Origin of the sequence: Emticicia soli (genome assembly GCF_037860775.1) — a bacterium.
Lineage (GTDB): Bacteria > Bacteroidota > Bacteroidia > Cytophagales > Spirosomataceae > Emticicia > Emticicia soli.
The window spans coordinates 34,915-49,927 of sequence record NZ_JBBEWC010000021.1; the positions used below are offsets into that span (position 1 = coordinate 34,915).

At 37.8% G+C, this 15,013-nt stretch carries 11 protein-coding genes; 6 read left to right on the forward strand and 5 right to left on the reverse strand.

Features of this window, described 5'->3' with window-relative positions; genetic code table 11:
* Positions 1–242 precede the first annotated feature (242 nt).
* Both WAE64_RS23650 and WAE64_RS23655 read left to right on the forward strand, forming a co-directional pair.
* Positions 243–1,019 (forward strand): Lcl C-terminal domain-containing protein, encoded by a 777-nt coding sequence (locus tag WAE64_RS23650; protein ID WP_340240491.1) that lies wholly within the window; start codon positions 243–245, stop codon positions 1,017–1,019.
* A gap of 37 nt (positions 1,020–1,056) precedes the next feature.
* A complete protein-coding gene (locus tag WAE64_RS23655) occupies positions 1,057–1,890 on the forward strand; it encodes a right-handed parallel beta-helix repeat-containing protein (RefSeq protein ID WP_340240493.1) in 834 nt (277 codons plus the stop codon).
* Between the two features lie 61 nt (positions 1,891–1,951).
* On the opposite strand, the gene scpA is transcribed toward WAE64_RS23655, so the two are convergent.
* Both scpA and WAE64_RS23665 read right to left on the reverse strand, forming a co-directional pair.
* Entirely contained in the window at positions 1,952–4,096 is a 2,145-nt protein-coding gene (scpA, locus tag WAE64_RS23660; RefSeq protein ID WP_340240494.1) for a methylmalonyl-CoA mutase, read from the reverse strand.
* 159 nt (positions 4,097–4,255) lie between these two features.
* On the reverse strand, positions 4,256–4,570 hold the full coding sequence (locus WAE64_RS23665; RefSeq protein WP_340240496.1) for a helix-turn-helix domain-containing protein: 315 nt from the start codon (positions 4,568–4,570) through the stop codon (positions 4,256–4,258).
* Between the two features lie 425 nt (positions 4,571–4,995).
* Between WAE64_RS23665 and WAE64_RS23670 the strand changes: the two genes are divergently transcribed.
* From WAE64_RS23670 to WAE64_RS23680, 3 genes are all read left to right on the forward strand, one after another.
* On the forward strand, positions 4,996–7,419 hold the full coding sequence (locus WAE64_RS23670; RefSeq protein WP_340240497.1) for an ABC transporter permease: 2,424 nt from the start codon (positions 4,996–4,998) through the stop codon (positions 7,417–7,419).
* 301 nt (positions 7,420–7,720) lie between these two features.
* Positions 7,721–9,085, forward strand: coding sequence for an aldehyde dehydrogenase family protein (locus tag WAE64_RS23675; RefSeq protein ID WP_340240499.1), 1,365 nt, complete (start codon positions 7,721–7,723; stop codon positions 9,083–9,085).
* A 36-nt stretch (positions 9,086–9,121) separates the two neighbouring features.
* Positions 9,122–11,179, forward strand: coding sequence for a hypothetical protein (locus tag WAE64_RS23680; protein ID WP_340240501.1), 2,058 nt, complete (start codon positions 9,122–9,124; stop codon positions 11,177–11,179).
* Between the two features lie 6 nt (positions 11,180–11,185).
* On the opposite strand, the gene dtd is transcribed toward WAE64_RS23680, so the two are convergent.
* The 3 genes from dtd to rsmA are packed head-to-tail and all read right to left on the reverse strand — an operon-like array spanning position 11,186 to position 13,791.
* Positions 11,186–11,638 carry a D-aminoacyl-tRNA deacylase gene (dtd, locus tag WAE64_RS23685; protein ID WP_340240503.1) on the reverse strand — a complete coding sequence of 151 codons (453 nt, stop codon included), beginning with the start codon at positions 11,636–11,638 and terminating at the stop codon, positions 11,186–11,188.
* 7 nt (positions 11,639–11,645) lie between these two features.
* On the reverse strand, positions 11,646–13,001 hold the full coding sequence (gene mgtE / locus WAE64_RS23690) for a magnesium transporter (RefSeq protein ID WP_340240505.1): 1,356 nt from the start codon (positions 12,999–13,001) through the stop codon (positions 11,646–11,648).
* Between the two features lie 7 nt (positions 13,002–13,008).
* Positions 13,009–13,791: a 16S rRNA (adenine(1518)-N(6)/adenine(1519)-N(6))-dimethyltransferase RsmA gene (rsmA, locus tag WAE64_RS23695; protein WP_340240507.1), complete on the reverse strand. Its 783-nt coding sequence runs from the start codon at positions 13,789–13,791 to the stop codon at positions 13,009–13,011.
* Between the two features lie 173 nt (positions 13,792–13,964).
* On the opposite strand from rsmA, the gene WAE64_RS23700 reads away from it, so the two are divergent.
* Positions 13,965–14,642: an OmpA family protein gene (locus tag WAE64_RS23700; protein WP_340240509.1), complete on the forward strand. Its 678-nt coding sequence runs from the start codon at positions 13,965–13,967 to the stop codon at positions 14,640–14,642.
* The last annotated feature ends 371 nt before the right edge of the window (positions 14,643–15,013 follow it).

Below are 15,013 nucleotides of genomic sequence, written 5' to 3' on the forward strand. Positions count from 1 at the left end.
TCAGTTTTTTAAACATTCTCTGTGTTGTACATCTCTTAGCAAATATAACAAATAATTGATTGAGACTTAACTATAAACGTTCTTCAATACAAAAGCCAAATGACCACCAGATAAAAAAACGAGGATTTTTTATAACGCAAAGCATGAATTTGCTTCTATAAATTATAAAAATTTATATGCTTTATGTAATTTTGAGATAATCAACATTAACAATAATCTATTATTTACATTAAAGCAGAACCATGAAAAAATATTGCCTTTCTATCTTCACGGTTACAACTTTGTGTGTTTGCTCATATTTTTCCTCCAAAGCACAAAGTGTAACTATCGACCCTAAAAACACTGCCAGTAGTATTATAGATGCCAAGTCAACAATCAAGGGTTTTCTTATGCCTCGTATGAGTCAAGCGCAACGTACTGCTATAAGTGCTCCAACGGCTGGCATGCAGATATACTGTAATAATTGCGCCACAGGCGTTGGCCCTTATACTTATAATGGCTCGGTATGGGTTCCGATGTTTAATACAGCCGAAATTATGTACACCGTAGGCCAAAGTGCACAGGGAGGTATTATTTTTTATGTTGATGACTCTGGCCAGCACGGTTTGGTAGCTGCTGCCACCGATTACGGTTTAGGTATTAGCATGAAATGGCTAAATAACAGCAACATGAATACCAATGCCGTGAGGTCGGGCATTTATGGCGGCCAGACGAATACTGAACTGATAGTTGATAAGCAAGGCAATGGGACTTATGCAGCATTTGCAGCAGCACAATTCAATGGTGGCGACTATGGCGATTGGTACCTACCCTCTAAAACCGAACTTTATATGATGTATCAGGTAAAAAATAGCATTGGTATGAGTGGCAATACTAATTCATATTGGAGTTCTACCGAAATACCTGCTAATTCAGGATTTGTATCAGAAACAGCAAATTTTGTAAATTTCAGTACAGGGGCTCAAACTCCTGCCTCCAAAAGCAATACTTACAGAGTAAGAGCTATCAGACGCTTCTAGATTTCAATCATATAATTTATTCTAAAAGACATTTCCGATGAAAAAATCATTTTACATATATATCACATTAGTGTTTCTTGTTGCGTTTCAACATCAAACATTTGCCCAAGCTACACGCACTTGGGTTTCTGGTGTAGGAGACGACGTAAACCCGTGTAGCCGTACAGCACCTTGTAAAACCTTTGCCGGAGCCATTTCTAAAACTGCCGCTGGAGGCGAAATATCGGTATTAGACCCTGGTGGCTATGGAGCGGTTACTATTACAAAAGCTATTACAATAGATGGCAGGGGCACAATGGCAAGTATACTTGGTTCTGGCACCAATGGTATTAATATAAATGCTGGCCCTAACGACGTGGTTATTATCCGTAATTTGTCTATTAACGGTGGTTCCACAACTTCTCCGGGCACTAATGGTATAAGATACATTGCAGGTAAAAAAGTACATATTGAAGATTGTACCATCAGCAATTTTGGCACAAATATTATCTCTGTAGCACTAGCTACTAAAGGCTTACTTACACTAAAAAATGTAAATATTACAAGTAATATATCGACAGTACCAGGCATATCAGTTGCTACCACAGCCGACACAGCATTTGTATCTCTTGATAATGTAAATATACAAGGAATCGGCACAGCTGTAAATGCGCAAGCGGGTGCTTTGGTAAATGTTTTTAATTCTTTTATTGCAAACAATAGCAGAGGTATATTTGCAGAAACTGCTACTTCAGTTATCAGACTCTCAAATACATCTGTTCTTAATAATGATGTAAATGTAGGTCTTGGCGCTGGAAAAGTATTTTCTTATGGCAATAACCAGATAAATGCTCCAATAGGTAGTGTTTTGAATGTGCTATCCTCCCAGTGATGAATAAAAAGGGAGAGGCCAGAAACCTCTCCCTAAAATATTAATAAATTTCATCTACCTATTACTCTGCCATCAACTCTTTCAATATCTTCTGTGCTGCTACTGAAATAACCGTACCGGGGCCAAAAACGCCTTTTACGCCCGCATCATATAAAAACTGATAATCCTGTGCAGGAATCACCCCTCCGGCAATTACCATAATGTCTTCACGGCCAAGCTTTTTAAGTTCTTCTATTAACTGTGGCACCAGTGTTTTATGGCCTGCCGCTAAGCTCGATGCGCCAACAATGTGTACGTCATTTTCGGCTGCTTGTCGGGCAGTCTCTTCGGGTGTTTGAAAAAGCGGACCAATGTCAACATCAAAGCCTAAATCGGCAAAGCTGGTGGCTATTACTTTAGCGCCCCTATCGTGCCCGTCTTGTCCCATTTTAGCTACCATTATTCGTGGACGACGACCTTCCAGTTCGGCAAACTTATCAGTCATTTCTTTGGCAATTCTAAAGTTTTCATCATCAGAAACCTCTGATTGATAGACCCCCGAAATAGAACGGATAGTTGCTTTATGACGACCTACAATTTTTTCCATAGCATCAGATATTTCGCCCAAGGTAGCACGCTTACGGGCAGCCTCTACTGCCAGTACCAGCAAATTATCGTCTATTGCGCCTGTGGCTTGTGCTGTTACCTCGGTAATTTTATTTAAAATCTTTTCAACCTCTTCGTTATTTCTTTCGCGCTTGATTTTCTCCAGCCTTTCAATCTGCTTTCTTCTCACATTCTGGTTATCAACTTCAAGCAATTCTATGTCTGTTTCAGTATTGGTTCTGTATTTATTTACCCCCACAATTACATCTTTACCTGCATCAATACGAGCCTGTTTTCGGGCAGCAGCTTCCTCAATACGCATTTTAGGCAAGCCCGTGTCAATAGCCTTGGTCATTCCTCCTAATTGTTCTACTTCTTCAATCAATGCCCAGGCTTTTTGTACTAGTTCTTTGGTAAGGTATTCAACATAGTATGAACCACCCCAAGGGTCTACTACCCGACAAATTTCGGTCTCGTGCTGAATGTATAATTGTGTATTGCGGGCAATACGTGCCGAAAAATCGGTAGGTAAAGCAATAGCCTCATCTAATGAATTGGTATGTAAAGATTGGGTATGCCCCAATGCCGCCGCCATAGCTTCAATGGCTGTACGGGCTACATTATTGAACGGGTCTTGCTCAGTCAGTGACCAGCCGGAGGTCTGGCAGTGTGTGCGTAAAGCTAAAGACTTTGGATTTTTTGGGTTAAACTGTTTTACAATTTTTGCCCATAAAAGTCGGCCTGCACGCATTTTGGCGATTTCCATAAAATGGTTCATGCCGATTCCCCAAAAAAACGATAACCTTGGTGCAAAATCATCAATATCCATTCCGGCGGCTATGCCTGTACGAATGTACTCTAATCCATCGGCTAGAGTATAAGCTAGCTCCAGATGCGCAGGTGCACCTGCTTCATGAATATGGTAACCCGAAATAGAAATTGAGTTGAATTTGGGCATGAACTGAGACGTATACGAAAATATATCGCCTACTATCCGCATCGAAAACTCTGGTGGATAAATGTAGGTATTACGCACCATAAATTCTTTCAGAATATCGTTCTGGATAGTTCCTGAGAGTTGCTGTGGGCTTACTCCCTGCTCTTCGGCAGCTACTATATAAAATGCCATGATTGGCAGTACTGCTCCATTCATGGTCATCGAAACCGACATTTCATTTAAAGGTATCTGGTCGAAAAGAATCTTCATATCTTCTACCGAATCTATGGCTACGCCCGCTTTTCCTACATCGCCTACAACCCTTGGGTGGTCTGAGTCATAACCTCTATGCGTTGCCAAATCGAATGCTACTGATAGCCCCTTTTGCCCAGCCGCCAGATTTCTACGATAGAAAGCATTCGACTCTTCGGCAGTAGAAAAGCCTGCATATTGTCTTATTGTCCAGGGTTGCATCACATACATAGTGGTATATGGCCCTCTTAAAAAAGGAGGTATTCCGGCCGAAAAATGTAGATGCTCTGCATCTTGAATATCAGCTGCTGTAAATCTTGGCTTAATGGATATACCTTCGGCTGTTTTGAAAACAGGTGTACTTGCCCGCAACGATTCAGTTGGAGTTTCTTGTATTTCAAAAAGCTTTATCTTAGAAAAATCAGGTTTCATACTATACCCTCCTATTTAGTTTGTGATGCAATTCATAGGTAAATATCTAGTTTTTTGAAAATAAAGCAATGAAGTTATTCAAATTTTGAGCAATAAGGGCACAAAAAAAGTTTGCCCCTATAAGAGACAAACTTTAATAAAAATAGAAGTAGATTTGTTTCAAAAGTTTTTCAATGATAAATTGAGTTCCTTGTTTGCCAACGCTGCACTATTCACTTTTTTTACAAGAACACTCTGCGATTGCTTGGGTAAATCTTTCAGACCTTTTGTTCCTCTTGCCTCCCAAGCATCTAACCAATTAGTGATGGTTGCTCTGCTCACCTCAAAAATGTCTGACAATGTCGTTACGTTATAGCCTTTAAAACTTAATAGTATGGCTTTTGCCCGCTCACGTTCTCGGTAGTTTCGGCTACGACGAGACACTTCTCTCAAAAAATCCACTTCATCAGGGTTTATTTTTCTTACGTAACGCATAAGCAAAACCGTTTAAAATTTATAAGTCGTAAGTATTACCGTTCCAGTCTAAATCTTTGCCACTTACTTATTTGTTTGTTAGATGAGTATGTATTAACTCTATACATAAGACGTTTAAAAATTCATGAACGCTGTGAGATTGTTAAAATTTCTTAATGTTTTTTAGATGGTAGCCCAAATAGATGATTTACAGCATTTTAGAAACTGTTTGAGTTAATCATTCTTTTTTATCTCCAAAATTTAACTCAAACACTTTCTTAGTTTTTCAACAGATTAACATGATTTCCTTGATTTAGATAAAACCTCAATAATTCATCCCATTTTCAGGGCATTTTACATCATTTTTTTATTTAGCTTATATTCCCAATGTATTTTTACCAACGTAAAAAGAGTAAAATCTATTAACCTTTTTATTAAGCAAACTTATGATTGGAAGCTACATCAAAACCTCTAAACGCAATTTACTGCGTAACAAAATGTTTTCGAGCATCAATATAGTTGGTCTTGCCATTAGTATGTCTGTCGGCCTGCTGCTTATTGCATTCGTGCTCGACCTACGTTCGTATGACAGATTTCACAAGAACGGTGACCGGATTTATAGAATCACCAACGTAGTGCGTGAGAATCGTGTACAAAGCGGCAAGTTTGCTACTACATCAATCAAAGCCGGAAAGCTTATCAGGCAGAAAGTAAGTGGGGTAGAAGAAGTAACGATTATGCGCCACGATTTTTCGGAAGATGCAACGGTTGGAGATAATATTCTACCCGTGAAAGGCTTCTGGGCCGACCCATCGGTGTTTAAAGTTTTTACATTTCCAATGTTACAAGGAAATCCTGAAACAGCTCTGAAAAACCCCTATTCTATTGTGCTGACTCAAACCTCTGCCAGAAAATTATTTGGCAATGAAAATGTGGTAGGCAAAATGATTAGATTCGGTATCGCAGACTATCAGGTAACGGGTTTAATGAAAGATGTTCCTTTCTTTTCGCACATCACTTTTGAGGCTTTAGTTTCACTATCAACAGCCGAACAGATAAACAAGAACAACAATTTCGACAAATGGACTAATATGTCGGCAAACTATGTGTATATACGCTTGCCTGAGAACGCCAACATGGTTTCAATCCAGCGGCAGCTTGATGCTATTGCAAAAGAGGAAAATCTTGCCGACGAAAAAACCAAAATACAGCTTGAGCTTCTTCCTTTATATAATATTGTAGTTGGCGAAAACTTCCATAGTTCGGAAGGAGGCCCCGGCTCTTTAGGGCCACACATGCATCCGATTGTTTTGTGGATACTAGGCGGGCTTGCCTTAGTTGTGATACTATCAGCTTGTTTCAACTATACCAATCTTTCGATAGCCCGTGCCATGCGTCGATTTAAGGAAATAGGCATTCGCAAAGCCATTGGTGCGCAAAAGGGACAAGTATGGGCACAGTTTTTAGTCGAGTCAATCATGATTTCTCTGGCGGCACTTCTGCTTTCATTTGTTTTATTTCTCATATTACGCCCGCAGCTAATAAGTCTGGCTCCCGAAATGCAACGCACAGTAAAGCTTGAGCTTACTTTGCCTATGGTTACGGCTTTTATTTTTTTCTCTGTTGTTGTTGGGGTTATTGCTGGTTTTCTGCCTGCATTATTCTTTTCGAAAGTCAATGCCATTAATGCGCTTAGGAATGCGGCTTCGGTTAAAGGCTTTAAACACCTGACGCTTAGACGAACTCTTGTAGTAGTTCAATATACACTCACACTTATTTTTATTACAACAACCGCCATCGGCTATGTGCAGTATAAAAACATACTTTCGTTCGACTTAGGCTTCAATACCGAAAATATTCTGAACATAAATATGCAGGACAATAAGCCCGAGGCATTTATGAAAGAACTGAGCGAAATGCCGGAGGTAAAATCATTATCTCGGTCGCTTATCATTACAAGTGTCGGTAATGCATGGGGTGGATTCATCAAATACAAAGATTCTCGAGATTCTGCGCTAGTTATGACTAACAATGTGGACGAAAACTACTTGCCACTGCACGAGTACAAGTTTATTGCAGGTGGAAATTTTGTTGCACGCCCCACTACATCCGAAGCCGTAAGAGAAATAATTGTGAACGAGCAGTTTTTGAAACGCTTTAATATCAGTAACAAAAACCCACAGAAAGCAATCGATGAGGAGATTACATTCAGCAATTTTAATATACGTGGACGCAAGATGAAAATTGTTGGCGTAATAAAAGACTTTCACTACGGCAAGGTTGAGAATCTGATTGGGCCAGTAGCGTTTATGACATGGGTGCCGGGCGACAGAGCCGTAGTGAACGCCAAAATACAAAGCAAAGATATAATGGCTACTATGGCTAAAATTGAGGCAATATGGAAGAAAATTGACCGTGTGCATGTATTTGATGCCAAGTTTTATAATGAAGAAATAGAAGAAGCCTATAGCGAATTTTCGGCCATGATAAAGATTATCGGCTTCCTTTCATTGTTAGCCATTTCTATTTCATCAATGGGTTTATTTGGCATGGTAGCCTTTACGACTGAAACCCGATTGAAAGAAATTAGTATTCGCAAAGTAATGGGTGCAAGCGCTGGCAGTCTTATCTATTTATTGAGTCGTGGTTTTCTGGTAATGTTATCAATATCGGCACTTATTGCGCTGCCTATCACTTACATTTTCTTTGAGAAATATGTTCTTAGCAATTTTCCGTATCATACACCCGTACAGGTTACGGAGTTATTAATTGGCTTAATGGCAGTCTTGCTAATTGCCTTTATTATGATTGGCTCGCAGACAATGAAAGCAGCAAGGGCTAACCCGGTGAAGGTATTGAAAAGTGAATAGACTGTAAAAAGCAACTCATTTCAAAATACAAAATACTCATTATAAGCACTTTATAGTCCCATCGGGACGGTATATTTTTAATATCTCGTCCCGATGGGACTTTGTTTTTTGGCTTCTCAATTTTACTACCGATATATCGTCCCTGACGGGACTTAGTCAGTTGAATTTGTGGTAGAATTAACTGTTTTGATACAATTATTTCATTTAGGCTGATATCTACATCTATACTATCATTTTCTATATTATTTTGTAGATTTGCTTTATCAATCATCACCCACATTAATTTGTTTCATACACAGCAATGCAAGTCATAAATCCGGCTACCGAAGAAATTATCACCACATTGGTTGAAGATACGGCTGAAAGCCTTCAATTAAAACTTAAAACCCTGCAAAAAGGACAAAAAGCATGGGCGAGAGTTCCATTAAAAAAACGTATCAGTATCATTGCTCAGTTTTCAGAGCTACTTGCCGAAAACATTGAAGAACTAGCCGCAACGCTTACTTCTGAAATGGGCAAACCTTTGCAACAAGCCCGCAATGAGGTAAATGGTGCAAGAGGCCGCATTAAGTATTTTGTAGAAAACTCTCAGAAATACTTAAAAGACGAAATAGCTACCCGTCAAGATAATCTTACGGAAAGAATTTCATACGAGCCATTAGGTGTAATCTGTAACATATCGGCTTGGAATTATCCTTTTCTGGTAGGTGTAAATGTATTCATTCCGGCATTAATCGGGGGTAATGCTGTTTTCTATAAACCTTCTGAGTTTTCGACACTTACAGGTTTAAAGATTGAAAAATACCTCAAAAAAGCAGGCGTACCTGACGATGCTTTTCAGGTGGCTATCGGTGCAAGAGAAGTAGGCGAACAATTGCTGGAAATGCCACTTGATGGCTATTTCTTTACGGGGTCGTATCGTACAGGACAATTTATTTATGAGAAAGTTGCCAATAAAATGGTGCCTTGTCAGCTTGAACTTGGTGGTAAAGACCCACTTTACGTGGCTGACGACGTGGCTGATATACAAGGAGTAGCAGCCGGAACGGCCGATGGTGCTTTTTATAATAACGGCCAGAGTTGCTGTGCAGTTGAACGTATTTATGTTCACGAAAAAGTATATGACCAATATGTAGAAGAATTTGTAAAAGAGGTAAATGGCTATAAAATTGGTCAGCCGAAAGACGAAGGTGTTTATATCGGTGCATTAAGCCGTCAATCACAATTAGAGTTTCTGGAAAGTCAGGTGCAAGATGCCTTGCAAAAAGGCGCTAAATTATTGATTGGTGGTAAAAGCATTGCCGGACAAGGTTATTTCTTTGAGCCTACGGTGCTAGTAGATGTGAACCATAAAATGAGCGTAATGAAAGATGAATCTTTCGGGCCAATTATTGGTATCATGAAAGTAAAAGACGATAAAGAAGCCACTAAATTGATGCAGGATACCGAGTATGGCCTTACAGCGGCAGTGTACACATCAGACAAAAAACGGGCAGAAAAAATATTGAAACAAATAAATGCCGGCACAAGCTATTGGAATTGCTGCGACCGTGTTTCGGCACCTCTACCTTGGAGTGGACGCAAAAACTCAGGTTTTGGCGCTACACTTTCGCACGCAGGTATCAGAGCCTTTGTGAAGCCTAAGGCTTGGCATTTGAGGGGTTAGTTAATCTTAATTTCAGATTACAATTAATGGTATAAAATGTCAAACGAAAATAGAAAACATAAAATTTCAGAAGAGGAATTTATTTCAGCATTGAAATTAAATGAACAAGAATTCAATTTAAGAAAAAAAGAATTTAAGGAGAAAGGAGTTGAGAGGATAGTAGACACAAATCTAGGAGAATATACAAAATCAATACCTAACTTTAATTTCTATAATTATAATTGGCCTAATACATCATTTATTGTATTTAATGACATCGAGGTTTTTACCGAAAATGATATTATTACTATTCTTAATCCAGATATGAATAGCAATTGCAATATCATTTTTATTAATTGTCATTTACCCAAGATTAGCATTTCAAATACTATAAGAAATGAAATTAGGTTCAATTCTATTTTGGTATTTAATACAAAAATTAAAGAAATAATTATTTCAAATTTTAATATAGTAGAATTTAACCTTCATGGCAGCGAATGTGATCATTTATGTATTCAAGAAAGGTCTACAATAAAAAACTTATCTTGTCATAACTCTTCAAAAATACCTAGTCTTCGAATTCTAGGTGCAAGCGCAAAAGATATAAGCTTTGGAAATAGTGAAGTAAATATTTTTTGTGGAGGGGGTAGGATTGGACAAATACATGCCTTCGCCTCTAAATTAGGGTTGAATTTTGATCAGTCCATTTTAAGAGATATAGATTTAAGAGGTTGTGAAGTAGGTAGTATTTTTATTCAAGAACTTGTTGTAATAAAATCCATTACCTTTTGGAATAGTACTTTAAAAGATTTTTTGTATTATGGTGAAAATATTGGAGATCTAAAGATAATTAATTCAAAAATTGGCAAAATAACATATTCAGTATCAAGTCGTAGTAATGAATTAGAAATAAATGATAGCAATATCGAACAAATAATAATTTATGGGACGACGTTCAATAAAATTTCAATAAATAAATCCAACTTTCAAGAGATTTTATTTAGTAATTGTTCATTTATTAATAGTTACTTTTATTTTTTAAAATGCAATAATATAAATTTTGAAAATTGTAACTTCTACGAACTAAAGGTAAGCTCAAATATCAACAAAGATAGTTTTCTTATTTTTTCCAAATCTTTTTTCTTTTCCTTAAATATTAGCTACTTCTCATCTGTTTTAGGCTTCATTTTTTTTAAAGAAATGAAACCAATTCATTTAATTGATTTAAGTCTACTTAAAAAAAATATACCAAATCCTTTATTAGAAAATAACTATAACGATTCATTAGTTGAGAAAGATTTTTTATTTGAGAGAAAAGATAATGAATTCAAATCAAATTACTCTGAATGGATATGCACTAAAAAAAATACTCTTGTAGACGAATTATTAAAAAAATATCAACAACCCACTTTTGTATTATGCCAATCTACATTAGGGAAAGCAGAATTTACCGATTGTGACTTAAATAGCTTCGATTTTCAATTTAGTAATTCAAAAATTACGGAGATATTTATTTCAGGTGGTACTATCCCCTCAAATAATATACAAATTTTTAATATTCCAAAAGACACCTTAGAATGGCACGAACAAAAAGTTTCTATTTATAATCAATTAAAGAAGGTTTTTGATTCTCAAGGTGATGTTTTTTGGAGTTCACATTTTCAATCAAAAACTTCTAAGCATCAAAGTAGGGTCTTAGAACTAAGAGTAGAAAAAGAAAGTAAAAACAGTAATTCTTGGACAGATAAAGTCAACCAATTTTTCTCTAGTAATCGCTTTGATTTGCGCGCATTTAAGTTAAACCAATTTTCAAATCTACATGGAGAGAACTGGGGCAGAGCTCTAGCATTTACATTATTTGTTCCAATTCCTTTCTATTGTCTTTATCTGTGGTCTGTAGGGCGATTATTTGTATTTAGTAATGAGATAGATTGGAATTTAATTGGTTATTATTTTTCTTTTTTAGACCCCACCCATAAAATTGATTTTTTAGAAGATGCTAAAGGTGATTTAAATGGTTGGTCAAGATTTTTAGATTTCGCTTCACGAATAGTTGTCAGTTATGGTATATACCAATTAATTGTTGCTTTTCGGAAACTTGGAAAAAAAGCTTAATTCCGCCTAAATCCTATTCTTAGAATCAATAATTATGGTTACGGGGCCATCGTTTAACAATGATACTTTCATATCAGCGCCAAATTCTCCGGTTTCAATTACTTTACCCAAATCCTGTGTTAATTGAGCAATCATTTTTTCGTAAAGCGGAATAGCCACTTCCGGCCTTGCTGCCTCTATAAACGATGGTCTGTTACCTTTCTTTGTGCTGGCGTGTAAGGTAAACTGGCTGATTAATAAGATATTTCCGTTAACTGCCGATATATCTAAATTCATCTTCCCCTCTTCATCACCAAAAACCCTCAGCCCTACTATTTTCTTTGAAAGCCACTCTATATCTTCTTGGGCATCGGTATGTGTAATGCCCAATAATATTAAAAACCCTGTACCTATCTTCCCTTTTACAATACTATCTATTGTTACTGAGGCTTGGCTAACTCTTTGTATAACGGCAATCATGTTCAGTTTATAAATTTAGCAATAAATCTGCAATTAAAAGATAAGTACCAATCCCGATTATATCGTTGGCGGTAGTAATAAAAGGCCCGGATGCTATGGCGGGGTTTACGCCTATCCTATCGAGCAAAAGTGGTGTGACAGTTCCCATAAAAGAGGCCAATACCACCACCGACAGCAAAGAGAAACAAACTACCAGAAATAGTTCCGGCTCACCTATCACATAAATATATGTTCCGGCCAATGCGCCAATCACTAACCCATTCACGATAGCTACCAGAATGATTTTCAACAAACGTTGCCATAAACTGGCAGTAATACCTGTTTTTTCGGCAAGGCTTTGCACAATAAGAGACGAGGTCTGGATACCCACATTGCCCCCTGTAGAACCCATAATCGGAATAAAAGCTGCCAAAGCCGCTACTTTCCTGAACTCGTCCTCAAAACTCTTGATAACCGTTGCAGCTAACAAACTTCCGACCACCCCTACAACCAACCAAGGCAAACGGGCTTTGGCTAGTTGCCACACGCTATCATCTTCTTCGGCCTCTCCGGTAATACCCGACATCACCTGAATATCTTCTTCGGCTTTATCGGTAATAAAGTCAATCACGTCATCAATCGTAATTCTGCCCAACAATCTGCCTAAAGTATTCACTACCGGAATCGCCTCCAGGTCATACTTCTGCATCAAGTCGGCTACTTCTTCGGCTTTGGCTGTAGTTTCAACAAATACTATGTCATCATCAAGAATATTCTCAATCTTGGTGTTTTTGCGAGCCAATACAATCTGCTTCAACGATACTATGCCTTGTAGCTTTTGTTCATCATCAACTACGTAGATAGCAAATACTTTCTCTACATCTTCGGCCTGCCTTCTGATTTCCTCAACACATTCGCTTACCGTCCAGTTAGAGTTTACCTTTACCAACTCTTTCTGCATCAAGCCCCCTGCAATATCTTTAGGGTAATACATCAGGTCTATAATGAAACGAGCCTGTTCACGGTCATCGAGCAAAGCAATTACTTTTTCTCGTATCTCTATTGTTTGCTCATTCAATAAATCGGCAGCATCGTCAGAGTCAAACAGGTTTACATATTTAGCAATTTCTTCAACCGTAAGATGCTCTTTAATAAAATTCCTGCGCATCTCAGGCTCAATATGGGCAAGTATATCAGCCCCTACTTCCGTATCAACCAAGTTTAATAAGTAGTGCCCCTGCTCTCCGTTCAATTCGAGTAGAATCCACGCAATATCGGCAGGGTACAACTCTTCCATTTCGGCTTTAAGCATTTTTTCATCTTTCTGCTCAATGCCCAACTCCAATTTTTCTATGTACTCCCTGGTTAGTTCAAAAGTAGCCATATCTACTCTATTTGTTTTCGGTAAATAACTTGGTTAGTTGTATAAACTCAGCTACTCCTAATTGCTCGGCACGCTTATTTAATAATTCATGCTCAAAATTCAATCCAATGGGTTTTAAGGCATTCCGTAAGGTTTTGCGGCGTTGGTTAAAGCCTGCTTTTACCACCTGAACAAACTTTTTCTCGTCACAATCTAACTTTTCTACATTATTTCGGCGGACACTTATCACACCCGAATCAACTTTCGGCGGAGGAATAAACGCACCGGGCAATACCGTAAATTCGTACTTTATGTCATAATAAGCCTGTAAAAGCACACTTAAAATGCCGTAATCTTTGTTTCCTGGAGGCGATGCAATGCGTTTAGCTACTTCTTTTTGTAACATACACACAACCTCTACTACTAAATCTTTGTGCTCAAGTACCTTAAAAAATATCTGCGATGAAATATTATAGGGGAAATTCCCGATAATAGCAATCGGCTCGGTGCTATCAAAACCTTTCAACTCCGAGAGATTCATTCTCAGAAAATCTTCCGAAAAAATGCGGTCGCTTAAATCAGGGAAATTCGCATTGAGATATACCACAGACTCGGTGTCTATTTCAACTACAGAGGTCTGATACTCAGTCTTTTTCAACAGAAACTGTGTCAATACACCCATACCTGGCCCTATTTCTAAAACCTTAGTATAGTTTCTATGGAGTGAAAGTAAATTCACAATCCGCTCGGCTGCATTCAAATCTTTGAGGAAATGCTGCCCGAGGTGTTTTTTAGGTTTGACTTTTTGCATGCCCAAAATTACTTCTTTATCCTCATAATGCGGTTGAATTAACCGAATTTTGTTGAATATCCTCTACATTTTGTCGAGGCTTTTACTCCTTATCTGCTGGTTTTCATCGAAATATCGTGTTTGGAACATTTTTTTGATTCTTAGTAACAAATTATTATTAAATATTAAAAGCCATGCAACGCAATTTTGTTTCAAAATCGATCATTTTAGCTTCTGCCCTATTAGCAGTAGGCTATACCAATATGAGTTGTAAATCAAGCAGTAAGGTGTCGAAAAACGACATATCGAAAGCTGAGTATCAAGCAGCCATAACCCCTACAAATGCCCAGCAAGAAAACATCGCAACGGTTTCTATGGGCGGTACATCAGGCGAAGAACTTAAAAGAATAATGGCCGGATATGTACCAGACCTGAACGAAAACCTTGGCGATATTGCCATGGTAGATATTTATGATGAGGGTTTGGTGGTAACCATGAATAAAGGTAATTTCTTTGACGTAAATTCTTATATTATCAAAGAAGAAGCAAAAGCAGATTTACGAAAAGTTGCTTTTTCTTTAAACCAGATGCCTAATACTTTTGTAGTGGTAGGCGGGCATACCGATGCTACTGGTAGCTATAAGCACAACAAAAAATTATCAAGAATGAGAGCCGTTCAGGTAGCCAATTATCTGAAAAGTTCGGGTGTTGACGAAAAACGACTTTTAGTTGAAGGATACGGTAAAGATATACCTCGATACACGAACAACACTATGAAAGGAAGAGATAAAAACCGAAGAGTAGACTTTGTGATTGTGGCCGATAACGCTGTGCGTGAAAGTACAATCAATACTATGGGTTCGGTAAGATAAACCTTAGTTTAACTATCTTACCTAAAACCGTAATCGGGGTGGCTTTATGCTGCTCCGATTTTTTTGTTTTACACGTATTAGAAACGGTGTAGACCGTTTGTTTAGGGTATTTAATAGAATCGCTGAAAACCCTAAAACTTTTTACATTTCGTTTACCTTTTTTTACAGGCGTTTAACAAGCGCCGGGATAAAAAAAAATAGCTTTGCTGGAGGCTTTGAAAAGATAAACGAAAAAACTCGTAAAAGTATTTATGCTTTTTTTAATGACTATTTTTTACACTTCTTGCGGACAAAAGCAAACTGAACCATATATGGTACCATCTTGATGTCTGCATCATTGGGTAGTGTGTTCAGATATGATAGAAAGACCG

What these genes read in the sequence shown, in the direction of transcription:
- WAE64_RS23650 (WP_340240491.1), top strand. Translation starts at nt 243, where the DNA reads ATGAAAAAATATTGCCTTTCTATCTTCACGGTTACAACTTTGTGTGTT.
- WAE64_RS23655 (WP_340240493.1), top strand. Translation starts at nt 1,057, where the DNA reads ATGAAAAAATCATTTTACATATATATCACATTAGTGTTTCTTGTTGCG.
- scpA (WP_340240494.1), bottom strand. Translation starts at nt 4,096, where the DNA reads ATGAAACCTGATTTTTCTAAGATAAAGCTTTTTGAAATACAAGAAACT.
- WAE64_RS23665 (WP_340240496.1), bottom strand. Translation starts at nt 4,570, where the DNA reads ATGCGTTACGTAAGAAAAATAAACCCTGATGAAGTGGATTTTTTGAGA.
- WAE64_RS23670 (WP_340240497.1), top strand. Translation starts at nt 4,996, where the DNA reads ATGATTGGAAGCTACATCAAAACCTCTAAACGCAATTTACTGCGTAAC.
- WAE64_RS23675 (WP_340240499.1), top strand. Translation starts at nt 7,721, where the DNA reads ATGCAAGTCATAAATCCGGCTACCGAAGAAATTATCACCACATTGGTT.
- WAE64_RS23680 (WP_340240501.1), top strand. Translation starts at nt 9,122, where the DNA reads ATGTCAAACGAAAATAGAAAACATAAAATTTCAGAAGAGGAATTTATT.
- dtd (WP_340240503.1), bottom strand. Translation starts at nt 11,638, where the DNA reads ATGATTGCCGTTATACAAAGAGTTAGCCAAGCCTCAGTAACAATAGAT.
- mgtE (WP_340240505.1), bottom strand. Translation starts at nt 13,001, where the DNA reads ATGGCTACTTTTGAACTAACCAGGGAGTACATAGAAAAATTGGAGTTG.
- rsmA (WP_340240507.1), bottom strand. Translation starts at nt 13,791, where the DNA reads ATGCAAAAAGTCAAACCTAAAAAACACCTCGGGCAGCATTTCCTCAAA.
- WAE64_RS23700 (WP_340240509.1), top strand. Translation starts at nt 13,965, where the DNA reads ATGCAACGCAATTTTGTTTCAAAATCGATCATTTTAGCTTCTGCCCTA.